Genomic DNA, 23752 nt, shown 5'->3' on the forward strand with positions numbered 1-23752 from the left:
TATGCGTTATGAGGCTTATTTGAACTTTAACGGCTCTGTGAATTATATGGAGTATGTTACTTCGTCATCGACAGAATTTAATGTCAAGCTTCAAAGGAGTGTTTAGTTGTACGAGGGATCGTGTATTGACCTAACGGGAAACGAGAAAAAATGAGGAGGCAACAAATACATAATGGTCAATGACCTATACCGAAAAATGGGCCCTTTCTTTTTGAAGAAAAATCTGGTTCAGGTAGCAGCTCAGTTTTTTATTTCAGCGATAATCGGAGTTATATATGCATTTATGATCATTGATGAAACTATAGGTGGATACATTATTGAAATATTGCCGAGTAAGGGTGGACCGAATCTTCATCAATATTTGCCCATTGTGATCACTGTGCTAATTTACTCGTGTTTCATTCAAAGAAAAGAAAGAATTTTTCTGGAAAAAATCTCATTCAGTTGTCTTAATATTTTGATTGCAATACTAAGCTTTATTTCTGCTCTTATCGTTATAATGATGGTTCAATTCCCAATGATGTAACTATGAAGAAAGGAGTCGCAACCGCGGCTCCCTTTGCCGGATGATCACCCCTACGTGTTTTACATGTTTTTACATCACAATGTGAATTGAAATAGAAAGGGAGTGAGAAAAAACAAAAAAATCATTTGCATTTTGCAAATAATAAGAGTATAACTATAACAAGAGGTGAGGTAATTGGAAAACAACTTAAGAGAGATGTTTCAGATCATGACACGGCGTTTTGGATTATTGGATAAAAACTGCTGCACCGCAGGAGAGTTGGATATTTCACTTGTTCAAAGTCATATTATTTATGAAATTGATCGTAAGCACAATCCATCCATTCAGCAGGTGGCTGATGCACTCTCCATTGACATTACAACGTTTAGCCGCCAGGTTCAAAGTCTCGTAAAGTTAGGTTTGGTTCAAAAAACGCCCTTACCAGAAGATCGAAGGATTTACATATTATCCTTGACTACACAAGGGAAGTTTGTCGCCGCGGTTATTGATGAGCAGATGAATGATTATTTAAAAGAAGTCTTTTCGCATATGTCTGAGTTTGAACGGGATATGGTGATCAACGCTGTCAAACTGCTAAACGAAAGTATGGCAAAATCCAGCGTATGCTGTACACCTCTGGGATAATCATTTATCCCATTTACTTAACACAATACTTGCAAAATGCAAGTAATTATAAGGAGGAAACTAAAATGATTAAAAATATTCCTGTGAACCAAGTGAACTGCTGCGAAGCACCAGTACAAGAGAAGAGCAACTTACCTGTTGCAATCATTGGAGCTGGACCGGTTGGTCTTGCGGCAGCAGCACAACTCATTTCAAAAGGTGAGCCGTTTCTGTTGTTTGAAGCTGGAGATGAAGTAGGAGCAAACATTAGAAAATGGGAACATGTACGACTGTTCTCACCTTGGGAATATAACATTGATAAAGCCGCTAAAGAGTTGCTGCTAAAGGCGAATTGGGTTGCTCCTCAAAACGGAATCATCCCAACAGGCAAGGAGATTGTTGAACGTTATTTAAAACCTTTGGCAGAGCTGGCTGAAGTAAGTCCGTATGTGCATTTGAATACGAAAGTTACTGGGATCAGTCGTAAAGGATTAAGCAAAGTGAAAACAAGCGGGCGTGAGAAACTGCCATTTGTGATCCATGTTGAACAAAACGGATTTTCGTTTATTTATGAAGCGCGGGCTGTTATCGATGCCTCTGGGACATGGTCCAATCCCAACCCGCTTCGTTCAGACGGTATATTTTCAGAAGAGGAAAAAGCGCTTAGTGGTCACATTTCATACGGTATCCCTGCTATATTAGGAAAAGAGAAAAATCGTTATAGCGGCAAGAAGGTGCTTGTAGTAGGAAGCGGACATTCTGCCATCAACACGTTGCTTGAACTTGCCGAGCTTCAAAAAGAGGAGTCGGGAACGGAGATCGTTTGGGCTATTCGCAAGGCAAATATTGAGGATGTTTATGGCGGACGAGAATTAGATGGGCTTCAGGCACGGGGGGAACTGGGTACTCGAATTCAAAAAGTGGTTGAATCCGGTGCCATAAAGGTCCTGACCGCATTCCATATTGAAGAACTTCAAAAACAAGGTGAAAAGATACAAGTTTCCGGAACTATTCGAAATGAAAAAGTAGTTATGGATCACATCGATGAAATTGTAGGTAATACGGGTTCTCGTCCTGACTTATCGATGGTGCGGGAAGTACGGGTATTAACGGACCCAAGCTTAGACTGTGTCTATGAGCTCGCACCATTAATTGATCCCAATATACACAGCTGCGGTACTGTTAGACCTCATGGCGAAAAGGAATTACGCCAACCTGAAAAGGACTTTTATATTGTGGGTGCCAAAAGTTATGGGAGAGCGCCAACCTTCCTAATGGCAACGGGATATGAGCAAGTCAGATCCATTGTAGCGGCTTTGGTGGGAGATATGGAGTCAGCACAAAAAGTAGAGCTGGAACTGCCGGAGACGGGTGTTTGCAGTCTTGGCGCTAGTGGCGCGGACAGCTGCTGTGACCCGGTTCAAGTGGAGGAGGCATCTTCGAATGACTGCGCTCCCCCAAAAACAGAAAAGACAGGATCAAATTCTTGCTGCGGATAAACAAGAATTCGAAGCTACTGCATCCGGAACGTGATGCAGTAGCTTTTTTATAGAAGGAGGTAGAGAAATGAAAAACATGATTGATGATTGCGGCGTTATTTGGTGTACTAAACCTAATATATTCGTACTTGATTATATAAGTGATTTATTATATGCTTATGCCGCTAAATGAAACTAACGAGAATATCACAGGAGGGTACATATGGAACAAAACATTCAGGAGATGGCTGAGGCATATAAGCTATTAGCTGATAAAACAAGGTTGACCATTATTGCGCTTCTTCAGGAACAGGAACTTTGCGTATGTGATATCACAGACATTATTGGAATGTCTCAACCAAATGCCAGTCAGCATCTTCGAAAACTGAAGGCAGCTGGTTTTCTTAATGAAAAGAAAAAAGGGCAGTGGGTGTACTACTCCCTTAATCCGGACGCGAAAGCATATGTTCAATGTGTGTATCCGTACCTGCCTTCCATGAAAGACAAAATAGCACGATTGAATAATTGCTGCGGTCCTCAGGAGGAAGCATGACCATCATCGCAATTTTAATCTTTTTGCTTACACTGACTTTGGTGATTTGGCAGCCTAAGGGACTTAATATTGGGTGGTCAGCATCTGCTGGAGCTATTTTAGCTCTCCTATTTGGGGTCGTAAGTATATCTGATGTGGGTACGGTTACAGGAATTGTATGGAACGCCACGCTTGCTTTCGTAGCCATTATTTTGATTTCGCTTATTTTAGATGAAATCGGCTTTTTTGAATGGGCTGCACTCCACATGGCAAGGCTCGCAAGAGGTAATGGCAAGCTGATGTTCGTTTATGTTGTGCTACTTGGTGCAGGGGTATCAGCGTTCTTTGCTAATGACGGCGCCGCACTGATATTAACACCTATCGTACTCGCGATGGTCCGAGCTCTCAAATTTGATCAAAAGATGATTTTACCTTTTATAATTGCAAGTGGTTTTATTGCAGATACAACTTCACTCCCGCTCGTAGTTAGCAACCTCGTCAATATCGTTTCTGCCGATTACTTCAGTATTGGCTTTGTGGAGTACGCCAGTCGCATGATTGTTCCCAATTTCTTTTCAATATTAGCGAGTCTTCTGGTCTTATTCTTGTTCTTTAGAAAAAGTATTCCAGGGAACTACGAAGTCAGTCAGCTCAAAAAGCCAGTTGAAGCGATCAAGGATAAGAAACTGTTTAAAATATCTTGGGTGATCTTAGCTGTGCTACTGGTTGCCTATCTGATGAGCGAGTTCATTCAAGTTCCGGTTTCCGTTATCGCTGGCGTTATTGCAATCTTGTTTATTTTGGCTGCACGACGTAGTCAGGCTATTCAAACGTGGAAACTCATCAAAGGAGCACCCTGGGCAGTAGTGATTTTCTCAATTGGTATGTACGTTGTAGTATACGGACTACGAAACGTGGGATTGACGGATGAACTAGGTAGGGTTATTCAAGCCATCGCTGATAAGGGACTCTACATTTCCACACTTGGCATGGGCTTTCTAGCCGCTATATTGTCTTCGGTTATGAACAATATGCCGACAGTGATGATTGATGCGCTAGCCATTGATGGAACCAATACGCAAGGTGTGATTCGGGAATCACTGATTTATGCCAATATTATCGGCAGTGACTTGGGTCCTAAAATTACACCGATTGGCTCACTCGCAACACTTTTGTGGTTACACGTACTGTCCCGTAAGGATGTAAAAATCACTTGGGGAAGTTATTTCAAAATTGGGATTGTGCTCACGATCCCAACGCTCTTTATTACGTTAACAGGGTTGTATCTATGGCTATATTTGATCCATTCAACAAACATAAACGTTTGGTTAATGATTGCCGTAATTACAGTTATATTGGTTGTTATCGCTATGATCATAAAAACTTTAATTCATTCAAAAATGGGTGAAGCGAAATTTCAAGTAAGCCAAACCAAGAAAAAAGGAGATCAATAACATGAACAACAAACCTCTTGTTTACTTTTTGTGTACAGGAAACTCTTGCAGAAGCCAAATCGCCGATGGATATTTGAAGGCACTTGGTAGTGATAAATACGAGGTGAGAAGTGCAGGGTTAGAGGCGCATGGCTTAAATCCTCGTGCTGTTCAAACGATGAAAGAAGCTGGAATCGATATTTCCAATCATACATCAGATGTGATTGATCCTGAGATTTTAAAACAAGCAGACTACATCATCACGCTTTGTGGTCATGCCAACGATAATTGTCCAGTTGTACGTAATGATAAAGCCGAAAGATGGCACTGGGGCTTCGATGATCCAGCCAAAGCAACAGGTACAGAGGAAGAAATCACAGCTACATTCGCTGAGGTCCGTGATTCAATTAAAGCTCGAATCGAGCAATTCTTGAAAGATGGTAAGTAATATGAATCATGCCAAAAAGGAGTACTATGCACTCGTTGCTGATAAAATCTTTATGGGCGGAGCTGCAACGTAGAGACAATGGTTCTTAACAAGGCATTGAAGTCGTGTGGATCTGCGGAAAGAAGCAACAGAATGCGCGTACCCAGCAGCTCGGCTGCTTTTGTTGAATTAACGTTGAGTACTTCTAAAACTGGGTGAACGATTAGAAACGTTTGGCAACTTCCTTTGCTTGTGTGATTGCCTTTTCCTTAATAATTGGTGCTTGCTCTAATGATGCCGTTCCCTCCACAAAAATTGCCTCAATAGATTGAATTCCATAGAAGTGTAATATCTTTTTTAGATAGCTGTATCCCATTTCAATCGGAGCAAGCGGACCTTCCGAATAAATGGATCCGGAAGCTTGAATGTGTAATGCTTTTTTGCCGGACAACAGACCCACAGGGCCATTCTTCGTATATTTGAAAGTCTTACCTGGAATTGAAGTCGAATCCGTGTATGCTTTCAGAACTGGTGGGATCGAGAAATTCCACATAGGTGAGACGTACACATACTTATCGGCAGCCACGAATTGGTCAATAATCGCTTCATGACGAGCTACTTTTGATTTCTCAGCATCGGTCAATTGATCGAAAGAAGAACCTGATCGAATCTTTTCCCAACCGCGTAAGACATCAGCATCGATATCCGGAATGTTCTCTTGGTATAGATCTAAATGAACAACTTTATCTGATGGGTTTGCCTCACGGTATGCTTCAATAAATTCGTTCCCAACTGTGAGGCTACAAGATGACTGAGCATCAAGAGGATGTGCGGTGATGTATAATACGGTTGACATGATTTAAAACTTCCTTTCTGTAATTGAATTAAATACACTTTCTGGATTAATCATATCGCATATATACTATTTGTGAAGTACGCACAATCATGTGGTATAGTATGAAAAAAGGTACTGTGACGGAGGAGAACACATGCAAAAGAACCCTGTCCAATGTCAATTCGTTGTGGCGCTGGATTCAATTGTCGGCAAATGGAAGCCGATGATTCTTTATCATTTGTTTCAAGGTGAACCTTTGAGGTTCAATGAATTAAAAAGATTGCTGCCTGATATCACGCAAAGGATGCTTACGCTCCATCTGCGCGAGTTGGAGGAGGAAGAGATCGTGAAGCGAGTTGTTTATCCTCAAGTCCCTCCGAAAGTGGAGTACTCCATCACGGAATACGGCATGAGCCTTTCTCCGATTTTGGAAACTTTACATCAATGGGGAAAGGCCCATGTGGAGAGAAAACAGCTCAAAAAAGGTGGAAATGAAGATACAGAATCGGAATAGCGTTCATTTTGTCATTATTCTTTAATAGACGTTAAAGTTGCTAATGTAGCGGCTTTTTGTTTTATTGGTACAAGATCTTGTCTCGAGTCAAGGAAAGGGAAGGGAAGGATAGAACTTGTACTGTTGCCGAAATGGACAAAAACATAGTTCGATTAACGATTAGTCACTAAGCTAACGGGCAGGATAGTTTAATGATTTGGGCTATAAGGCTGTACTAGATAGAACAATTTATAGTGTACTGTTGAGCTATGGGAGACCATAACAAAACCACCTTTTCGAAGGTGGTTTTGTTATGGTCAAATACTAGTATCAAAATTTAACATAGCCTAGATTTTAAATATTGCACCCACATCCCGTGCAGCTCAGCTTCCGATACTTGAAATGCGCCTTGAAAATCAGTGGCATCGCGTATGAATTTGTTGAGCGCATCTAAACTGTATGAATGGATGAGATATTCTACGATCAAGTGCGAGAATCCATATCCCCCTATCTTCTCGAAATCCCAGGTATCATTAGTTAATGCTTGAAAGCTAGGGACAGCGTTATTTTGAATCGATTCGGAGGTGCTATACTGGATATATTCTTGTGACATTTGTTTGGCTTCATGCCCGCCGAGACCGTGTGTAAGCCATTTCGGTGCCAACGGATTAATATCCTTCACTAACCACATCGTAAACAAGCTTAAAGTGTGCCGTAGTACCGATTGATACGTATGTTCAGGGCCTGGGTTGAGTGGGGATACGATTTTAATTTTATTGTCTTCATAGGTTCCCATAAACCAATTGGGCGCATCCGGCTCGTTTATTGCTTGATGAAAAGTGGGCAGATCCGGATAGATCTCAATAGCGATTTTCTGAGAAGGTCGATGACGATAGGTTGTAATAATTCGATCTACATTGCTTTTCAACTCTTCAAATAAGTCATGGTATACCTTGTTCATACCATCATTCTTGGAGGGAGCCTCGCTTTTATCCACAATTGATATCAATTCTTTAATAGACATGATTGTAATGTCACCCCATTCTTTTAATTCTTTTTTTAGTTTGTTTAAGGCACGATAGAGTCTGTTCTTGACTGCGCTTTCAGGCATCCCGATGATTTTGGATATTTCCAATAAAGTGCAATCGACGAAAAAACGCAATGATATGATTTGCTGATCTAATTCATTCAATCGGGCTAATGCAGCACTAATATCAAGACGGATATCGACATCTCTAGCAATATCGAGGGATATCGATTGGGACTGAAAATCGATTACTTCGTGCACCATTTCTTTATTTCGTGATCTCGTACGATACTCGTTTTTCACAATATTTTGCGCGATTTTGAATAGCCAAGTAAATATACTGGAGTTACACTTAAACAAGTGAAAGTTTTCCATTGCTTTTAAAAAAGCTTGTTGCGTTAAGTCATCGGCAGTTGCCGAATTTGTCTTTACTGCAATATAATTTCGAATTCTATCTCGATATTGATTATAAATGGCTTCGAAATGTTGGATGTGCTCCTGCTCCTCCGGAGGAACAGGGATTTTCTTTTTGTCTTGAGCTCGTGACACCAGTAGTACCTCCTCCTGAACTTACAATTCATTAGACACCGAAGGGAGGTAAAAAGCCACATCATTTTAAAATAATTTTACACGACGCCACTCCACTTTTTTTAAACCCCGAAAAAGCAAAGCGTAAAGGCAATTCAGCTATGTGGTATTAAGTGAGGATCACCAATGGAGAAAGAGATTCAGAGCTTAAAAAACGTATTGGCTTTCTGGAAAAGCAAGTTCAGAACAAACAACAACCAATTGAACCAACGGGAAACAATAGTTCTATAAAACCAAAGGAGGCCGCCGATCAACAGGATCGGCGGCTTTATTCGACTACCGGGCAATAAAGTTTAGTTATAATCAACTTTTATCACCTTAAAATAAAGTTTACTTGGTAAAATTGTGAAGTGAAAATCACATTAACTGGAGTGGATACTATGCTTTCTGAAGAAGGTTATGCGAAGGTGGCGAGAGAAGCGTTACGTCAATACCCAATCATTTGCGAAAAACTTGTGTATCTCGGAAAGAGCGATAATGTTACATTCCGAGTACAAACTAACGATGATAATCAAAAATTTCTTATTAAAATCCATATCGCGACGAGTTCAATTAAATCAAAGGGAGATATCGCATCAGAACTTATTTGGCTTGAAGCTTTGGTTAGAGATACAAATCTCGTCGTACCTGCACCTGTCAGAAATCTTCAAGGTGATCTGGTAACAGAAATATCAACTGATCATAGCAAAAATAAATCCATGGTGACTATTCATCAATGGGTTAATGGAAGAGTGCTTAAAAGAGAGCGAACAAGTAATGAAACTGAAAATTTGGCTCTCTTAATGGCGGCTCTACATAGACATTCTATGCAGTGGATTGCACCTGAAGGCTTTAATAGACCAATATACAATTCCGATCATTTATATTCATCACTTAAACAATTGAGACAGCTAGTAAATTTAGAGCTTATCTCAAGCGAAGCGTTTGTTCATGTGGAAGAGTCAGCACATAAAATAGCAAATGTGATACAAAATCATAAACGTTTGCCGAGTAATTGGGGAATTATTCATTCTGACCTTCATGAGAGTAACTATGTTTTTTATGAGGATACTCCCCGACCTATAGATTTTTCGAATTGTGGCCATGGCTTTTATTTATTTGATATGGCTGAAACATTTATGCATCTTTCATCTGAGAATAGGAAAGTATTTATTTCATCGTATAGTAAAGTAAATCAACTACAAGAGAATTATTTCGAGTTATTAGAAGCATTTTTTATTTGGTCAATAATTAGAACTTTCGCATTCCATTCTCTAAATCCAAATGAACAACAATCCTTGGCAGAAAATTTTCCATCAGTTATTCAAAACTATTTTAGGAAATATCTTAAAGGAGAAAATTTTTTGTTCAGCTAACGGGCAGGTTAGTGTAATTCTTACGTCGAATAAATCTATTATTTGAGCGGAGGCTAAGCATACTAAAGGGCAGAATACCAAGAAGCTTAGGAGGGAGCAGGAAGATGATTCGGGGTGTAATTATCGAAGGGATGTCTACTGTAGGGAAAACATCATTATTTTCTGCTATAAAGAGATTACATATTCAAACACAGAATAGTGAAAAAACTATAATTGCAATAAGTGAACACTATTCACAAGTATTGCATTCATACCAAGGTGTTTTAAGATCCATGGATAAGGATGAACATATTTCACTTCTAAGTCGACATGTTGATTATCTTGAACAACAATATGATTGGATTAACTCTCTCGGTCATTCCAAACCATCAAAAGGTATTTTCTTTCTTTTAGAGAGGTTTCATGTAAATCATAGAGCCGCATTTAAAGCCTCTCCTGAGATCGAGCTGCTTGAGAAACGTCTATCCAGGATGAATGCACATTGTGTACTCTTAACCTTGTCCCAGGGTGCTGTTGAGCCTAGGTTTATTGAAAGTCGCGGTGAAGCTTGGAAGTCATATGTGATGGGAAAGTCTACTAATACCCGTGTATGTGAAACGTTTTTAGATAATCAAGAAAAACTTCGAATGGCTGCGAAACAATCATTGATTCCAACTTTAGAGATTAACACAGATGAAGCAGACTGGGATGCTTATGCGAAACAAGTCCTTGCAGATTTACGTTAACGGGGGACAATAAGTTCAAATAATCGTTGGGACGAAGAGGGGAAAGCGAAAATTCTTACAATCGATATTATGGAGTATTAAAGAGGTGGAAAACAGCTATGAAAAATAGAAACATAACAGGTATTGTAGTGGCAGTAATTTATTGTGTTGTCCTTTATGTTTTTTTAACTGATGCTCCCCCTGGTGAAGCTCCAAATAATCCGCGATGGGTATATTCATTGATTCCACTTGGCGCTGTTGTAATTACGTCGCTTTTTGATTATGTGATCAAGTTCGATTTCTTTAGAAAAAAGAAAAAGAAATAGAAAAAAGTGAAGAATGAAATGTGGCCATAGCCCCGTCAAGTAGACAATAAAAAAAGAGATTTTATTAAACGGTGACTCTCTCCCGGAATTCAATCGGGGAGAGGTCGCCCAGTTTGTTTTGGAAACGTTCCATGTTGTAAAACGAAATACAGTTCCCACGCCAAGTAGCCTCTTTTTTCACTGTCTACCATGAGGGGATAATACCGTCGACCTGTCCCTTCTATAGATAGGGATAAACGTGTGATGAGTTTAAGGTTCGATCATGGTTACAGATCGAATTTCCAGTTGCCCATTCTCTTGGCGACTTCGGGATCGTGGTAGGATAAGAAGAGACTTTCCCGCGTATCGAGAGCTGAGATTTGTTCGATATCCGTCGTACTCAGCTCAAAATCGAAAATGTCAAAGTTTTCGAGGATCCGTTCTTTTTTCGTCGATTTTGGAATGACAACGATTTGACGCTGAACAAGCCAACGCAACACGACCTGTGCGACGGATTTGTTGTGTTTTTCTGCGATGGAGACTAGCACTTCGTTGCTGAACATGTTATTAAGTCCCTCAGCGAACGGGGCCCACGACTGATGCTGCACTCCCTGCTCTTTCATAAAAGCGGCGCCCTCTGTCTGCTGGTAGAACGGATGCGTTTCAATCTGGTTAACAGCTGGAACGATTTCATTATGCATGATGAGGTCCATCAGACGGTCAGGCAGGAAGTTGCTGACACCAATCGCCTTGATCTTACCCTCGCGGTATAATTCTTCCATTGCACGCCAAGCACCGTAGTAATCGCCGAACGGCTGGTGTATAAGGTATAGATCGAGATAGTCCAGCTGTAACTTTTTCAAGGATTTAGCAAAAGACAGCTTGGCACTCTCGTAGTTGGCATCCTGAACCCAGAGTTTGGTCGTGATGAACAGTTCCTCACGTGGTACGCCACTGCGCTTAATCGCACGACCGACCGCTTCCTCGTTCAGATAACCTGAAGCGGTGTCGATCAGGCGGTAACCAGCCATCAGTGCTTCATATACGGCGTTCTCGCATTCTTCAGCATCTGGAACTTGGTAGACACCAAAGCCAATGATCGGCATTTTCACTCCATTGTTTAATGTTACGGTTTGCATTGTAATTCCTCCCAGTGTTTAAATGTAAGATGCAAATGGCCTCGAAACTCGGAAAATCAGGCACCTCAGAGCGGCGCTTCCGCATACGCTAGATTTGCATTACAATAAGCCTATCACCTTCGTGTTACACGAAGGCAAGCCGTCATCCAACATTTATTTTTCAAGGAGGGTTTCATATGCATACGGTCAAAGAAGCGGCGCTGATCACGGGACTTACCGAGCATGCTGTACGCTTCTATACGGATAAAGGACTGGTGCCAAGTGTACAGCGCAATCAAAACAATATTCGGATGTTCGACGAAGAATCGATTAACTGGCTGCATGGCATCAAATGCCTCAAGCAATCCGGGATGCCGATTGAAGTCATTAAAATGTACGTGGATTTCTGTCTTGAAGGGGATTCGACCATTCCGCAACGCTACAAACTTATGATGGAGCATAAAGAAGCGGCACTTGATAAGCTCGAAGAAGCCAAACAGCACATTGCTCATTTGGAACAAAAGACTGCTTTATATCAAGCAATCATGGAACACCGTTCTCCAGATACAACCAATCCCGGTAACTGGGATAAAATCAAACATATGCATAGTGACGTATTTTACGCGTCCTCTGTTCATAAGACCTAACGGATGAATAGATTAGTTGTTTAATATGAATAGAACTCCCACCTCAATAGAGAGTGGGAGTTCTTCATGTATCAAATCAGAAAATGTTGACCTGTTTTTATGTTATTGTCATATTAATAGGGATTATTTATGGAGGACATCCGCGTATTCGGAGATCCGTTCGAATCGTCCCTTGGCAAACGGGCATAAAGGTAAAATCTTAATACCGTTTTCCCGCGCGTATTGCACCATGGCTTCGATAAGCTTATCGCCAAGCCCTTGACCCCGGTAAGCATTTTCCACAAAGGTGTGATCAATGATGTAGAGCTCTGGGCTTGAGATTACATAGGTCATCACCGCAGCAATGCCGCCGTCATCTTGAATAAGAAATCTTTTGTTGTCGGTATCATGTTCTGCAATATGCATGTTTATCCCTCTTTCTCTGTTGAATATTCACCGTCCAGACGTTTATACGACAGTGCTCCGCTTGGACATGTGTCAATATGTCGGGTAATTGCTTCCGTAGTGTCCGCATCGGGATTAACCCAAGGACGCTTGCTTAAATCAAAAACTCCAGGGAGGCCTTTTACGCAAATGCCGGAATGAATGCATACCTCTGAATTAAACATTACCTCGATATCTTTACCGTAGTATACTTTCTCTTTACTCATAACTTCTTCACATCTTTCACTTTTGAGTTTGTATAAAGACCAAGATCCATTCTTCGAAAGCTGCAGAAATTCTCAACATTGTTTTTCTTTAGATTCGACAAACGACAGGGGATTTTCTTGGCTCTAGATGTCCGAATTATAAAGAGGAATCGTTGGTAAGTCAACGTGATGAACTAATTCCGAACGATAATGAAGTAAAGGGGGATTGACACAGATGGAGCAGACTGGGATGCTTATGCAAAACAACTCCTTATCGATTTACGATGAGACGAAGAGGGGGAAATCGAAATGAAGACGATCAAGTGTATGATGGAACACCTGTACTGGGCAGACGGACGTATCCTGGACGCGCTCGAAGAGAGTCGGACGAAGAATAAGGACCTTCTGAAACTGGTTCGACATGTTGCGGTCGCAGAACGAGTCTGGCTGTCCCGATTGCAGGGCAAGGGCAGCGCGCAATATTCGTTATGGGAAGAAGCGGAAGACCTGACGGAGCTCCGGACGATGTTCGAAGAAAATGCCGAGCAATATCGTGTCTATATCGAAGGGCTCGAGGAATCCGAGTTGGACGTGATGATAGACTATGCGAATCAGAGCGGAGTTCCGTTCCGTACGTCCGTCCGGGACATCCTGCTACAGGTTCTCTTACATGGGCAATATCACCGGGGACAGATCAACCGGGCACTTCGGATCGAATCGGCAGAGCCTGTCCAAGTCGATTACATCACGTTCGCAAGGCTCTAACGGGGCCTAATAAACACTACTACTTGGAATAGGATGGGCATTGAACTAACGGGCAGGTTATTAAATAATTTGACTCATATAAAATTTGTTTTTACAACACTTTTCAATACACACGTTAAGGAGGAAAAAGGTATGAGAGAGGTTTTCAAAGTAATTATTGGGCTGGAAATATGACAACAGTTGGAAGGGGACAACAAAGAAATCAGAGGTGAGATTGGCCATAGAAGAATAGGTTTGGAGATGGGAGGTATATTAAAACTCTCTATTGGTAATATTTTATATTAAATCTTTTAAAAGGTCTATAAATGGAGAACGATTATATTTAACCATTTGATGTTGTTAAAAATACGCTTAAGGTTGTATCCACGACCTTAAGCGTATTTATTGCGGATTTTACATTTCAAATAATAGCAATAAAAATAATTATAGATTATTCTTCTTGTTGTTAGCTTATGAATCTCCTAAGTCCATCATAGATCGTTCTTATCTACCAAAACTCAAAATCCCTTTTCCAGAATCTGATAAAATTATAAATTTACCATTAGTTTTGTGTTTGTACTTGTGTGCTTTGGTAGCACCAATACTTTCCGTTTCATTATAATTATCCGGGTTATTTAGAACATCATCTCTAGTTGTGCCAGCAGCCAATAGATAGCTATATAAGTTAGTAGTACCTACCTCCGATTTGTGTTCTTTAAAGTGATACTCTAGAGATTTTCTACGATCCACAAAAGAACCTTTATGCCAATTAAGAGAAGCCAGTTGTTGTTCCGAATACTCCAATCGGGCGTTTCCTGTTAAGTTTCTCGTACCACTACCATCAACAACTCTTATTTTAACGTCGTATATCATTGTTGTCTTAGTCATTGGAACATTCCATACAAATGTTTTACCTATTACAGGAGGAACACTCCCTGACTTAGCTGCCAAATTACCATAGTCAGTTGCTGTACCACTTACTGTTACACTATCCAACGGATCTACTCCAATATTACCAACGAACACTCCCAAGCTACTATAGGAGGGGGACACAGTAATGGGTATACCATTGGGTGCAAATGGAGTTACATTATCATTTTGTTCAAATACTACTCTGGGTGCGTAAGGATCAGTGGGGAGAGAAATACTATTTTCTGCAAAAACATTTGAACTAATAGAAAATAACAAAACGAAAGAAATAAAGATACTTATAATTTTTTTGTTCATTATTAAGTAAACCCTCCTTATTAATAAATCACATGCCACATATCGTGAAACAAGAGTATTTCTTGAAGCATTCATTTGCCCATTCATCGATTTCCGCTAAGAGCTGTTTTGATGCTTTTTCTTTTGATGATTTAGATGTGAGGACAATTTGTTTAATATTTTCCCATTCGGCTTCATTGACTTCTGTGGGACCATAATAATTAAAGTTCACCAGTGTATCAGTGAATACATCAATCAGCTCTGTTTGTGCAAATACTTCTTCTGTTATATAAATAGAGCTTTCGAGCCAATGTTCATCAAGCTCTCCTTGCATGAATTCAAAGACATCGTGACCTTTGAGTTCATGTTTTTTTAGAGATAACATGTAATAGTCCCTCCATGGAAAAAATTCTTGTTGAGATTAGACGTAAGTATTTAGTTTCTTAAGTATCGGGCACGGCATCCTCTCCTTTTTTTCTCACACTGAATAAAGGTTAGGTAAGTGATAAAAGCTACAATAATGAAAAAAATATTACCAAACCTGATGATATTATATCATAAAATGGATTATTATGTTATATTTTACCTTTCAAGAGTGGGTCTCATTTTGAATGTCGAGTCAAACACTACAGTAGTAATTTGGATACCAGAAAAGATAAGTTGTTATTTAATGAGACACATGTGTTTCTCTTTTTGGCACTCGTCGTTCTACATATAACAAACGTAACGTTAGCCCAATAAAACAGAAAGTAGCTGATCATTTTGATCGGCTGCTTTTGTTCAACTAACGGGCAGGTTAGTGCATCCATAATATTTGAAAATAAGATACGGTTTTCCGCCTTGTGTCTAACAGCAAGTTTTCATTCGGAGCTTTCTGATGTGACTCCGTTAAAGCAGGTCAATTCACCGAATGGAGGGACATACGTCTTTTACGATACGGCGGGCAAGCGCCCTGGTGATACCCGAAAAGATTGGGACTATACAAGAAACCCCGAAGACCCCCTGCATTCAAGGGGTTTTCGGAGTTTTCCTTTTAGAGTCAACTTTAAGCAGGGCTGTTCTTCATTTCATAGATTTTTTGGAGCGTGTAGACAAGCTTGGTCTTCTCATTATCGTCCTCTGTGTGGAGATACCCCTCCACAAGCCTGTATCCGAATATGAGAAGGATCATCTCGTAGACGCAATGGTCGGCGACGGGGGATACAGTTGCATACTCCGAAAAGCCTTTGTAATACGCGGGAACACATCGCTGGTAATATTCGACCATATGATCGATATCCGCTTCATCCGCAATCAGGCTTGCGATATCCTCGCCCAAGTAGCCCCATCCGGATGTATCCCAGTCGATGAGCGCGATTTTCCCGTCGGCGTAGATCAAATTGGTCACCCAAAAGTCCCGGTGGCATAGCACGAGGGGCAATTTTTCGATGCGGGCGAGTATTTCGTCTGCGTGCACATCGATGTCGATGAGCATTTGCCGTACGTGCTGCGGGAATTCGCAGTCCTCCGACCGTATATAATCGTAGACGAGTGGCCATGACCGGTAATGCAGATACGTATTCTTCATGAGATCCGCATGGCTCAGGTTTGTCAGGCTCTGCAGTACAGCGGGCTGTTCAGCATACAGCTTACCTTGAAAGCGTCCTAACTCCAACGCAGCCTGTTCATACATATCACCGGTCAAGTCTAAGCCTGTTACACCATCAATATATTCCAGCCATAGCTGGAATTCATCTTCTTCGGTATTCATCTTGGCGTGATAACATGTTGGCCAGCGTAAGGCATCTGAGAACGTCGCTCCCAAGTCAGATGCATAGAGATCATATTCCCGGCGCCAAGAATCCGGATCGTTGAAACGTTCCCATTTCTTCTGGATTTTCAGTACGATGCGGTACGGCATTTTGTCACCAACTGCGGTTTCGGCGATCCCGGTTACGAGGTGCACATTTCCTACTGTACCACCGTGTAAAGGCATGGTTTGGCTATCGGCCGAGATAATATCCTTCCTGAACTTTCGGTTTAGGGCATAAATCAGCGTTTGGGGATTAATATTCATTTTTCCAACCTCCGTTATTCTTCGTTTGCTTGCTTTGTATGACGATCGTTTTGTTTCTCGCCCTCTTGTCGATGAGGTAACTCGTTCTATCCTGAACATATTTGTTCTCATGCTGCTGGGCTACATAATGCTCCCAACGTTCACGAGACAACGAACCGTCAGCTACCCTGCCGGGTAATAATCCGTCTTGAATTGCATCTATTTCTGTATAGCCATAGGTTTTCAAATCCATCATATTTTTTTGTTAGCTCCTCTAATGTCGTTTTTTTGGACGCAAAAATGCCACGGACAAGCAGCCTCTAAAGAAGCTGCTGTCGCGCGGCATCAGGACGCAAAAAAGATACGACCTTCATCGTATCTGCAAACAGCAATATTCATGAAAGGTTACTTTGGATGGCATACCAAATAATACGGGCGTTTCCCCGCTATTTTCGCATATGCCAACTATTCAGTTTTAAGACGAAACCACCATATAAGTAGTAGCCATTAAAAACATCTCCCTTCATGTCAGGAACTTGCTTATCACTAAGCTGTCTATAAAATAACCCTTTTTGGTAAAATAATCAATCCTGGATACGGCTAACTGTGCCGTAGTTAATCCTTAAGCTAACGGGAAGGAATTCTTCATCAATTATCGAAACCTTTAAAGTACATTTCTATTAAGGGAGGTTACGCATGGAAATTAAGATACGAGAAATTGTAGCAAATGATTATACTGAAGTTGTTTTTTTATGGAACGATGTGCTTGAGATTCGCAATGTTAATGATGAAAATTTTCGAGTTACTATAGAAAAAATGAATGAGGACGGGAACTACAAAACTTTTGTTGCATTATTTGAAAATGATGTGGTTGGTTTTGTAACTATAGTTCAGGCATTATCCGTAGGGGTTACGATTGGTTATTTACATATACAAGCTCTTGCCGTAAAAAAGGAATTTCAGCATCGTGGGGTCGGTACAAAATTATTAAGATACACTGAAAAATATGCTAAAGAACTCGGCATATCTAGTATTATTTTATGCAGCGGATTCAAGCGAATCGACGCCCATGCTTTTTATGAGCATAATGGCTATGAAAAAGATTCATACTGTTTTGATAAGATTATTAACCTTGACTAATAAGTAATTAATTATATCAAACTAATCAATTATTTCCTTTACTTGAGAGGGGATCAAGACGTATAATCCGAGTCAGACATCAGAGCAAGAAGAGGGGAAATTAGGTTATGAATAGTGGGTTGGTCAACGCTATTATTGCGTATATCATGTGGGGGGTTCTCCCGCTTTATTGGAAATTGTTTGGCGAAGTGCCGGCAGGTGAGATTCTGTCGCATCGGGTTGTCTGGTCATTTGTTTTTATGGGTATTCTCGTCGCCGCCCAGCGACGCTGGGGTGATATAAAGAAGATTGCGACAAGCCGTTCGCTCTTGCTGTCGCTCGCTGCGAGCGGACTGCTAATCGCTGCCAATTGGCTCATCTTCATCTGGGCGGTCAACAACGGACATGTCGTCGAGACAAGCCTTGGCTATTATTTGAACCCATTGCTGAACGTGTTGTTAGCGGTCTTCTTCCTTCGTGAGAAGCCTAACCGCGGTCAATGGATCGCGATTGCCATCGCTGGCATCGCGGTACTCATCATCGCGATTGACTATGGGCGGTTTCCATGGGTCGCGATCTCGCTGGCCGCGTCATTTGGCTTGTACGGTCTGGCGAAGAAGAAGATCAAGCAGGACGCTTCAATAGGTTTATTTTCGGAGACGGCTGTCGTCCTTCCTGTCGCGCTCGGCTACTGGATCTATTTGGCCGTTGTGGGGAAAACGACGGCATGGACGCTGCCTGCACCGACGTTCATCGAACTGCTTCTTTCCGGCGTAGTCACGGCGCTGCCGCTGCTCTTTTTTGCGCGTGCTGCCGCTCGGATGTCGCTATCTACGCTCGGCTTCGTTCAATACATCGGGCCGACGATCATGTTGTTACTGAGCATATTCGTATTCAAGGAATCGGTCTCGCCGGTTCTGCTCGTTGGCTTTGCGCTCATCTGGACAGCGCTGGTCGTATACGCTACAGCATCGATTCGCGGCACGAAACTTGCGAAGGCAAGCTGATGGCATAGGACCCCGGTAGGGATGATCTGGGGGACCTCGGAACATGCATCAATCAAACGAAAGGTGTGGAATTGCCATGATTACAGCCACACTTAGCAAATGGGGAAATAGCAGTGCAATTCGCATTCCTAACCAGTTGCTTAAACGTCTTGATCTGGAGGTAGGTGCGGAAATTGAGATTTGGATGACAGCAGACAATGAATTGTTGTTGCGTCCAAAAACCAAGCCTGAAGAGTCCAATGAGGAACTGCGTAACCATCTAAAGACTTTGCTCTCTAAAGTGAAACAGGATACAAGACATGAAGAAATAGACTTTGGCACAGAAGGGAACGAGCTGCTTTGATCATTCCCAGCGAGGCGACCGACCACGTAATAACATGAATTTAATGAAGTAACGGGTTTTGCTGTTGTATGTCGCTTAATGAGCCAATCCCTATGAAATCAGTTCTACGCAATGTCCATTCTATTTTGGCATAATTGAAGATTATTAGCTGTTCGTATACCTAAATCCACGTCTAACTCAGAGACGTGGATTTTTTCTTTCATGTCTAAATAGATTCGTCCATTCTTGACGCTTCGAAAAAGAGCCGAAAGGCACTTATAAGTTGGAAAGAAAGATTTTTAATCCTCTGAAAATGTTTCCATTTATAGTATGATAAGACTATCGCCAGCTTCTTCAAACATGGCCTGTATTATCTCTGCGGCGATCGGGCAAAGGCCATATCGAATGATCACGAAGACCATCCTATAGATAAAGACAAGGAGATCCCAATATGACAGTAACTTCGATCATGGAACAAATCCGCATTATCGAATACGATCCCTCCTATGCTGCTGCAGTTGCTGATATGTGGAACCGCAGCAATGAAAGTTGGGGAGGTGGCACCAACCAGAGAACGGAGGATACCGTTCGCCGGGAGATGGAGACTTCGTCCAATCTTCATGTATTTCTCGCCGTTCATGAGAAAGAGGTTGTTGGCTTCTGCAGTTTTGCCCACTACCGTTATGACGAGAATGCCCTGTATGTTCCGCTGTTGAATGTGCGCCCCGATTATCACGGCTACAAGGTCGGACGCAATCTGATCCTGAACGCTGTTCGCAAGACCGTGGAAGCGGGATGGCCTCGCCTGGATCTGTTCACATGGGCAGGTAACACCAAGGCTGTGCCGATGTACAAGAAATGCGGGTTCTTCTGGGAGAAAAAGGATGATAATGTGCATCTGATGAACTTCATCCCGACCATCTTGCAAACGGAAGCACTTGCTCCTTATTTTGAGGAGCTGGATTGGTACGCAGACAGCACTCGCGAACTCGTCATCGAGCCGGATGGCCGACGGGAGCGTGGTTTCGACTTCTTTGACTATACCTGGAGCAAGGGAGATGTCTCCCTGCGAGCCGAATTCGAGAAGTCCGGTCGCGGGCTGACGGCTCTCGAAACACCAGATTACGAAATCTCTACTGAGATCGACGATCATGATCTCGTATTTGGTTCCGCATACAAGGTTCGCTACCGGATCACGAACCGCTCAGCATCCGAGCTGAAGTTCGAGATTAAGGGCCAAGACAACAAAAATATTCGTTTTGGGCTGGACGCTGCACGAGTGGTAGCTCCAGGAGAAACGGTAATTGTGGAGGGCGAGTTCCACCTTGATCCGGTTCATGAGGAGCAAAGTCAGAACAAGACCCATCCCGTTGTCACGAGCACATGGCTGATCGGTGGCAGAAAAGCCGAGTTTCGTATGGGCGTTGCCCCGAAATTCCCGGCCAAGATCAACACGGCGTTGCCCGCAAAAGAGCTCTATACAGGTATTCCTGCTGAGTTATACCTGAACGTGGAGAATAATTTTGATTCCGAAGCAGTGTTCTCTTTTGACTTGCCAGAAGAAGAATTCCTGGAGTGGGCAGAACGTTCGGTGCGCTTCACGGTTCCTGCAAAAGGCAAAGCATCTGTACCGGTAGCCTTCACCTTGCGTTCGTATGGTCTCTATTCGCGAGAAGTAGAGGTAACGGCTGTTCCGACGGATAGACAAGCGGTATCTTTTACAACCAAGCTGTCTGTTCTAATGAAGGGAACACAAGGACGATACGGTGGGGAAAACGGGGACCAGTGGGTGGCCGTGAACGGTGCTTTCTCTCTCCATATGAGCAAGCAAGAGAACAACATGTGGATTGAATACCCTGGCTCGGTTCACACGTTCTGGTGGACCTATCCGAAGCTGGGTAAGCCATTTGCAGAAGAGTTTTCCAAGAAACAAGCCAAGGAAGTGAACATCTATCCGGAAGGAGAAAATCAGGTTCTCGAAGCACTGTATGAATCGGAAGACTTCCCTGGTATAGAGATCAAGTCCGTGGTCAAACTGTCTGCCAACGGAATTGCGGAATTCCACCATGAAATTGGGAATAGGCGCAGCACAGAGCTGGAAGAGAATATGTTCTTGATGGCGAACTTTGGTTTCTTCGGCAACCGGCTTATTCTCCCGTACCAAGGCCGTTATGTAGATATGGGTGACGCGTACTCTGGCGATCCGAGCCATTGGGACAGCGCCCAGATTACGGAGAACTGGCTGTTCTGCAAGGAAGAGTTCGGTGCTTGCGGTATCTATTGGGACCCTTCCTTGAAGCTGCTTCGTCCTGAACACACGCTGGGGTTGCAGCATGAGCTTGGCCGGATTCCTGCAGGAGCCGTTGTGCAAACGAAGGCGACCGTATTTGCTCTAAAAACCTTTGCCAAATGGCAGGATTTCCGATCTTTCGCCCAGAAACGGCGGAGCCTGGTTCTACCGAAGCTGGACAACCATCTTGAGCTGGCATTGGGCGGTGGCAATCCGTTCGCCCAGGATGTGCTGACAGCAGAACTGATTGAACGGAAAATGGTTCCGCTAGCTGGAAACCTGGAACTGTACGTGCAGAATGGTGGCACACCAGAGTATTTAGCTGCTGATATGGAATTAAATCGAGAGCAGGACTTGCGCTCCGCTAAATTGGAATTCTTCCCTGAGGGAAAGAATACGACAGAAGAGCGTGAATTTGGCTGGAAGGTTCGGGCCGTTTATCGAGGCGAGGATCGTGTTCAGGAACGGACCGCCCTCTGGTATCCGCAGACAGGAACAGCCGTTGAATGCGTGGTTGAAGAAGGTCCAGCAGGTCCCGTGTACACGGTGAACAACGGAGTTCTGTCGATGGCAGCTGCCCCCGGCTTCGGAAGTGTCGTGCATTCCTTGAAGTACCAGGGTGAAGAATGGCTGGACAGTACGTATCCGGAACCTGCCCCACGTTCCTGGTGGAACCCATGGTACGGCGGACTTGGTGTAGGTATTCCTGGTATGAACGGTTTCAGCCGTCAGTTGGAACAAAGAAGCGCGGCTTGGACGGAGCGGAAGGATGAATTCGGTAACGTCTGGAAAGGAATTCAGATCACAACCCGCATCGAGAAGCATGAAGCGAATCGGGGAATCACGGTACAGCAGAATTACCTCATGCTGCCCGGCGTTCCTGTTCTCTGTGAGCTGCATTCGGTTACGAACGAAAGCGGATTGGCACTGGATTATTCTCTAGCAGAGGAGCATTTCTTCAAACCCTCGCCTGTCTTTGCTGATGGTTGGCTGGAACACCCCGAGCAAGGGCGGTACCCTCTCGGAAAGGTAGACGGATATCTTCAGTCCAAGGGTTTCTTGCGAATGGGTGCAGTTTCCCGTAAAGACATGCTGCATGCCGTGAATCGTTACCCTAATCAGAATGCTGCGGGGTTTGTGAATAATGTGGTGCTTGGTCACAATGTGTATCACAATCTGCCACTGCTGAACGGGGAAACGGTCTGGACAGAGCCGACCTATCTGATTTTGGGACAAATGCCTCTGAATCCAGAGGATGTACATGGCCTTTTGCAGCTAAACTTTGCAACTTCTGAAGGCGAAAAGGAGGCTTAACATGCCGATCATTGATATTCACATTCATCTGTCGGACATCGACAGCTTTCATCGAACGGCCATAGATTTATCGAAAGTGGATTACTCTGCCGCTGGCCTCAAGTCGGAGTTTGATAAGAACGATGTTATTCTTGGCATCGGCATGGGGGTTACAGAGCAGACGAAGGGAGCATTCCCGGATTCCAGTTCTCCCAACCCGATGGGACTTGATTTGGAAGAAACGGTTCCGCCATTCCTCATGGAATGCGTCGGTATTAATCCAAACCATCTTGGTGGTGAAAACGCTCAGGACGAGCTGGACCGGATTGAAGCTCGCCTGCAAGCGCCTGAGGTTGCTGGAATCAAACTATATGCGGGGTACTATCATCACTACGTGTATGACAAAATCTACACACCGGTCTATGAACTGGCAGCCAAGTATAACGTGCCGGTAGTCATTCATACGGGGGATACATACTCCATGAATGGATTGCTTAAGTATGCACATCCGCTGACCGTGGACGAATTAGCCTTTCAACAGCGCGGCGTGAATTTTATGATCTGTCATTTGGGCGATCCCTGGGTGATGGATGCAGCTGAGGTGGTGGCGAAGAATCCTAACGTGTACGCGGATTTGTCCGGTCTTGTGGTCGGGGATCGGCCCCATTTTGAACGGTTTATGAACGAGCCTTTGTTCATGGATCATTTCCGCCGGGCGCTGGTCTATTCAGATCATTATGAGAAAATGTTGTTCGGAACGGACTGGCCGCTTGCACCAATCGATCTGTATGCAGAATTCGTCCGCCGACTTGTGCCGGAGCAGCATCATGAGAAAGTATTCTACGAGAATGCTTTTGGTTTATTTCCGCGCATTAAACAGCGAATTGCAGATCTGGGTTAAGCAGCAGTTCATTACGATCTGTAGAAAAAGTATGCCAGGTACGTCATGGTCATGAAAGCATTCGATGATCATGCTGAATCTATATCATGTAAGCTCCTACCACTTCTGGTGGCAGGAGCTTTTTTATGAATATAT

Annotated in this window: 26 protein-coding genes; 17 read left to right on the forward strand and 9 right to left on the reverse strand. The window is 43.0% G+C overall.

What is annotated here, in order from left to right; translation table 11 throughout:
• The first annotated feature begins 172 nt into the window (after positions 1-172).
• The 6 genes from PPA03S_RS19855 to arsC all read left to right on the forward strand — a co-directional run bounded on the left by PPA03S_RS19855 (position 173) and on the right by arsC (position 5020).
• On the forward strand, positions 173-526 hold the full coding sequence (locus tag PPA03S_RS19855; protein WP_062325505.1) for a hypothetical protein: 354 nt from the start codon (positions 173-175) through the stop codon (positions 524-526).
• Positions 527-721: 195 nt separating this feature from the next.
• On the forward strand, positions 722-1150 hold the full coding sequence (locus PPA03S_RS19860) for a MarR family winged helix-turn-helix transcriptional regulator (RefSeq protein WP_062325777.1): 429 nt from the start codon (positions 722-724) through the stop codon (positions 1148-1150).
• 65 nt (positions 1151-1215) lie between these two features.
• Complete coding sequence (locus tag PPA03S_RS19865; RefSeq protein ID WP_062325507.1) at positions 1216-2628, forward strand: NAD(P)-binding domain-containing protein; 1413 nt, start codon at positions 1216-1218, stop codon at positions 2626-2628.
• 202 nt (positions 2629-2830) lie between these two features.
• A complete protein-coding gene (locus PPA03S_RS19870; RefSeq protein WP_062325509.1) occupies positions 2831-3160 on the forward strand; it encodes an ArsR/SmtB family transcription factor in 330 nt (109 codons plus the stop codon).
• Positions 3157-4593, forward strand: coding sequence for an arsenic transporter (locus PPA03S_RS19875; protein ID WP_062325511.1), 1437 nt, complete (start codon positions 3157-3159; stop codon positions 4591-4593). Before PPA03S_RS19870 ends, PPA03S_RS19875 begins: the two co-directional genes overlap by 4 nt.
• 1 nt (position 4594) lies before the next feature.
• Complete coding sequence (arsC, locus tag PPA03S_RS19880) at positions 4595-5020, forward strand: arsenate reductase (thioredoxin) (RefSeq protein ID WP_062325513.1); 426 nt, start codon at positions 4595-4597, stop codon at positions 5018-5020.
• Between the two features lie 202 nt (positions 5021-5222).
• On the opposite strand, the gene PPA03S_RS19885 is transcribed toward arsC, so the two are convergent.
• Positions 5223-5855 carry an FMN-dependent NADH-azoreductase gene (locus PPA03S_RS19885; RefSeq protein ID WP_062325515.1) on the reverse strand — a complete coding sequence of 211 codons (633 nt, stop codon included), beginning with the start codon at positions 5853-5855 and terminating at the stop codon, positions 5223-5225.
• Between the two features lie 133 nt (positions 5856-5988).
• Between PPA03S_RS19885 and PPA03S_RS19890 the strand changes: the two genes are divergently transcribed.
• Positions 5989-6348: a winged helix-turn-helix transcriptional regulator gene (locus PPA03S_RS19890; RefSeq protein WP_062325517.1), complete on the forward strand. Its 360-nt coding sequence runs from the start codon at positions 5989-5991 to the stop codon at positions 6346-6348.
• Positions 6349-6664: 316 nt separating this feature from the next.
• On the opposite strand, the gene PPA03S_RS19895 is transcribed toward PPA03S_RS19890, so the two are convergent.
• On the reverse strand, positions 6665-7903 hold the full coding sequence (locus PPA03S_RS19895) for an RNA polymerase sigma factor (RefSeq protein WP_062325519.1): 1239 nt from the start codon (positions 7901-7903) through the stop codon (positions 6665-6667).
• 419 nt (positions 7904-8322) lie between these two features.
• On the opposite strand from PPA03S_RS19895, the gene PPA03S_RS19900 reads away from it, so the two are divergent.
• The 3 genes from PPA03S_RS19900 (at position 8323) to PPA03S_RS19910 (ending at position 10327) form a co-directional block, all read left to right on the forward strand.
• Positions 8323-9297 carry a phosphotransferase enzyme family protein gene (locus PPA03S_RS19900; protein ID WP_062325521.1) on the forward strand — a complete coding sequence of 325 codons (975 nt, stop codon included), beginning with the start codon at positions 8323-8325 and terminating at the stop codon, positions 9295-9297.
• 104 nt (positions 9298-9401) lie between these two features.
• Positions 9402-10022, forward strand: a complete 621-nt coding sequence (locus PPA03S_RS19905; protein ID WP_062325523.1) for a hypothetical protein — start codon at positions 9402-9404, stop codon at positions 10020-10022.
• Positions 10023-10120: 98 nt separating this feature from the next.
• Positions 10121-10327: a hypothetical protein gene (locus tag PPA03S_RS19910; RefSeq protein ID WP_062325525.1), complete on the forward strand. Its 207-nt coding sequence runs from the start codon at positions 10121-10123 to the stop codon at positions 10325-10327.
• A gap of 266 nt (positions 10328-10593) precedes the next feature.
• Here the strand turns inward: PPA03S_RS19910 and PPA03S_RS19915 are convergent, their stop codons facing one another.
• Positions 10594-11445, reverse strand: coding sequence for an aldo/keto reductase (locus PPA03S_RS19915; RefSeq protein WP_062325527.1), 852 nt, complete (start codon positions 11443-11445; stop codon positions 10594-10596).
• Between the two features lie 176 nt (positions 11446-11621).
• Between PPA03S_RS19915 and PPA03S_RS19920 the strand changes: the two genes are divergently transcribed.
• Entirely contained in the window at positions 11622-12071 is a 450-nt protein-coding gene (locus PPA03S_RS19920; RefSeq protein WP_062325528.1) for a MerR family transcriptional regulator, read from the forward strand.
• A gap of 123 nt (positions 12072-12194) precedes the next feature.
• Here PPA03S_RS19920 and PPA03S_RS19925 read toward each other — a convergent pair whose 3' ends face one another.
• Together PPA03S_RS19925 and PPA03S_RS19930 are read right to left on the reverse strand one after the other, a co-directional pair.
• Positions 12195-12476 carry a GNAT family N-acetyltransferase gene (locus PPA03S_RS19925; RefSeq protein WP_062325530.1) on the reverse strand — a complete coding sequence of 94 codons (282 nt, stop codon included), beginning with the start codon at positions 12474-12476 and terminating at the stop codon, positions 12195-12197.
• 2 nt (positions 12477-12478) lie between these two features.
• Positions 12479-12721: a (4Fe-4S)-binding protein gene (locus PPA03S_RS19930; protein WP_062325532.1), complete on the reverse strand. Its 243-nt coding sequence runs from the start codon at positions 12719-12721 to the stop codon at positions 12479-12481.
• Positions 12722-13009: 288 nt separating this feature from the next.
• Here PPA03S_RS19930 and PPA03S_RS19935 point away from each other — a divergent pair, with 288 nt between their 5' ends.
• Positions 13010-13465 carry a DinB family protein gene (locus tag PPA03S_RS19935; RefSeq protein ID WP_062325534.1) on the forward strand — a complete coding sequence of 152 codons (456 nt, stop codon included), beginning with the start codon at positions 13010-13012 and terminating at the stop codon, positions 13463-13465.
• A 483-nt stretch (positions 13466-13948) separates the two neighbouring features.
• On the opposite strand, the gene PPA03S_RS19940 is transcribed toward PPA03S_RS19935, so the two are convergent.
• The 4 genes from PPA03S_RS19940 to PPA03S_RS19955 form a co-directional block, all read right to left on the reverse strand.
• Entirely contained in the window at positions 13949-14671 is a 723-nt protein-coding gene (locus PPA03S_RS19940; RefSeq protein ID WP_062325537.1) for a hypothetical protein, read from the reverse strand.
• A 28-nt stretch (positions 14672-14699) separates the two neighbouring features.
• The gene (locus PPA03S_RS19945; RefSeq protein ID WP_062325539.1) at positions 14700-15035 is read right to left on the reverse strand and encodes a hypothetical protein; all 336 of its coding nucleotides are present in this window, start codon (positions 15033-15035) and stop codon (positions 14700-14702) included.
• A 660-nt stretch (positions 15036-15695) separates the two neighbouring features.
• On the reverse strand, positions 15696-16706 hold the full coding sequence (locus PPA03S_RS19950; RefSeq protein WP_062325541.1) for an aminoglycoside phosphotransferase family protein: 1011 nt from the start codon (positions 16704-16706) through the stop codon (positions 15696-15698).
• On the reverse strand, positions 16696-16941 hold the full coding sequence (locus PPA03S_RS19955; protein WP_062325543.1) for a hypothetical protein: 246 nt from the start codon (positions 16939-16941) through the stop codon (positions 16696-16698). The genes PPA03S_RS19950 and PPA03S_RS19955 overlap by 11 nt, the downstream gene beginning before the upstream one ends.
• 440 nt (positions 16942-17381) lie before the next feature.
• Here PPA03S_RS19955 and PPA03S_RS19960 point away from each other — a divergent pair, with 440 nt between their 5' ends.
• The 5 genes from PPA03S_RS19960 (at position 17382) to PPA03S_RS19980 (ending at position 23617) form a co-directional block, all read left to right on the forward strand.
• On the forward strand, positions 17382-17825 hold the full coding sequence (locus PPA03S_RS19960; RefSeq protein WP_062325545.1) for a GNAT family N-acetyltransferase: 444 nt from the start codon (positions 17382-17384) through the stop codon (positions 17823-17825).
• Positions 17826-17932: 107 nt separating this feature from the next.
• Positions 17933-18811: an EamA family transporter RarD gene (rarD, locus tag PPA03S_RS19965; RefSeq protein ID WP_062325547.1), complete on the forward strand. Its 879-nt coding sequence runs from the start codon at positions 17933-17935 to the stop codon at positions 18809-18811.
• 43 nt (positions 18812-18854) lie between these two features.
• Positions 18855-19154: an AbrB/MazE/SpoVT family DNA-binding domain-containing protein gene (locus PPA03S_RS19970; protein ID WP_062325549.1), complete on the forward strand. Its 300-nt coding sequence runs from the start codon at positions 18855-18857 to the stop codon at positions 19152-19154.
• Between the two features lie 430 nt (positions 19155-19584).
• Positions 19585-22737: a GNAT family N-acetyltransferase gene (locus PPA03S_RS19975; RefSeq protein ID WP_062325551.1), complete on the forward strand. Its 3153-nt coding sequence runs from the start codon at positions 19585-19587 to the stop codon at positions 22735-22737.
• Position 22738: 1 nt separating this feature from the next.
• Entirely contained in the window at positions 22739-23617 is an 879-nt protein-coding gene (locus PPA03S_RS19980) for an amidohydrolase family protein (protein ID WP_062325553.1), read from the forward strand.
• The last annotated feature ends 135 nt before the right edge of the window (positions 23618-23752 follow it).

The organism is Paenibacillus pabuli NBRC 13638, assembly GCF_001514495.1.
GTDB classification, from domain to species: Bacteria; Bacillota; Bacilli; order Paenibacillales; family Paenibacillaceae; genus Paenibacillus; species Paenibacillus pabuli.

What these genes read in the sequence shown, in the direction of transcription:
- PPA03S_RS19855 (WP_062325505.1), top strand. Translation starts at nt 173, where the DNA reads ATGGTCAATGACCTATACCGAAAAATGGGCCCTTTCTTTTTGAAGAAA.
- PPA03S_RS19860 (WP_062325777.1), top strand. Translation starts at nt 722, where the DNA reads ATGTTTCAGATCATGACACGGCGTTTTGGATTATTGGATAAAAACTGC.
- PPA03S_RS19865 (WP_062325507.1), top strand. Translation starts at nt 1,216, where the DNA reads ATGATTAAAAATATTCCTGTGAACCAAGTGAACTGCTGCGAAGCACCA.
- PPA03S_RS19870 (WP_062325509.1), top strand. Translation starts at nt 2,831, where the DNA reads ATGGAACAAAACATTCAGGAGATGGCTGAGGCATATAAGCTATTAGCT.
- PPA03S_RS19875 (WP_062325511.1), top strand. Translation starts at nt 3,157, where the DNA reads ATGACCATCATCGCAATTTTAATCTTTTTGCTTACACTGACTTTGGTG.
- arsC (WP_062325513.1), top strand. Translation starts at nt 4,595, where the DNA reads ATGAACAACAAACCTCTTGTTTACTTTTTGTGTACAGGAAACTCTTGC.
- PPA03S_RS19885 (WP_062325515.1), bottom strand. Translation starts at nt 5,855, where the DNA reads ATGTCAACCGTATTATACATCACCGCACATCCTCTTGATGCTCAGTCA.
- PPA03S_RS19890 (WP_062325517.1), top strand. Translation starts at nt 5,989, where the DNA reads ATGCAAAAGAACCCTGTCCAATGTCAATTCGTTGTGGCGCTGGATTCA.
- PPA03S_RS19900 (WP_062325521.1), top strand. Translation starts at nt 8,323, where the DNA reads ATGCTTTCTGAAGAAGGTTATGCGAAGGTGGCGAGAGAAGCGTTACGT.
- PPA03S_RS19905 (WP_062325523.1), top strand. Translation starts at nt 9,402, where the DNA reads ATGATTCGGGGTGTAATTATCGAAGGGATGTCTACTGTAGGGAAAACA.
- PPA03S_RS19910 (WP_062325525.1), top strand. Translation starts at nt 10,121, where the DNA reads ATGAAAAATAGAAACATAACAGGTATTGTAGTGGCAGTAATTTATTGT.
- PPA03S_RS19915 (WP_062325527.1), bottom strand. Translation starts at nt 11,445, where the DNA reads ATGCAAACCGTAACATTAAACAATGGAGTGAAAATGCCGATCATTGGC.
- PPA03S_RS19920 (WP_062325528.1), top strand. Translation starts at nt 11,622, where the DNA reads ATGCATACGGTCAAAGAAGCGGCGCTGATCACGGGACTTACCGAGCAT.
- PPA03S_RS19925 (WP_062325530.1), bottom strand. Translation starts at nt 12,476, where the DNA reads ATGCATATTGCAGAACATGATACCGACAACAAAAGATTTCTTATTCAA.
- PPA03S_RS19930 (WP_062325532.1), bottom strand. Translation starts at nt 12,721, where the DNA reads ATGAGTAAAGAGAAAGTATACTACGGTAAAGATATCGAGGTAATGTTT.
- PPA03S_RS19935 (WP_062325534.1), top strand. Translation starts at nt 13,010, where the DNA reads ATGAAGACGATCAAGTGTATGATGGAACACCTGTACTGGGCAGACGGA.
- PPA03S_RS19940 (WP_062325537.1), bottom strand. Translation starts at nt 14,671, where the DNA reads ATGAACAAAAAAATTATAAGTATCTTTATTTCTTTCGTTTTGTTATTT.
- PPA03S_RS19945 (WP_062325539.1), bottom strand. Translation starts at nt 15,035, where the DNA reads ATGTTATCTCTAAAAAAACATGAACTCAAAGGTCACGATGTCTTTGAA.
- PPA03S_RS19950 (WP_062325541.1), bottom strand. Translation starts at nt 16,706, where the DNA reads ATGAATATTAATCCCCAAACGCTGATTTATGCCCTAAACCGAAAGTTC.
- PPA03S_RS19955 (WP_062325543.1), bottom strand. Translation starts at nt 16,941, where the DNA reads ATGATGGATTTGAAAACCTATGGCTATACAGAAATAGATGCAATTCAA.
- PPA03S_RS19960 (WP_062325545.1), top strand. Translation starts at nt 17,382, where the DNA reads ATGGAAATTAAGATACGAGAAATTGTAGCAAATGATTATACTGAAGTT.
- rarD (WP_062325547.1), top strand. Translation starts at nt 17,933, where the DNA reads ATGAATAGTGGGTTGGTCAACGCTATTATTGCGTATATCATGTGGGGG.
- PPA03S_RS19970 (WP_062325549.1), top strand. Translation starts at nt 18,855, where the DNA reads ATGCATCAATCAAACGAAAGGTGTGGAATTGCCATGATTACAGCCACA.
- PPA03S_RS19975 (WP_062325551.1), top strand. Translation starts at nt 19,585, where the DNA reads ATGACAGTAACTTCGATCATGGAACAAATCCGCATTATCGAATACGAT.
- PPA03S_RS19980 (WP_062325553.1), top strand. Translation starts at nt 22,739, where the DNA reads ATGCCGATCATTGATATTCACATTCATCTGTCGGACATCGACAGCTTT.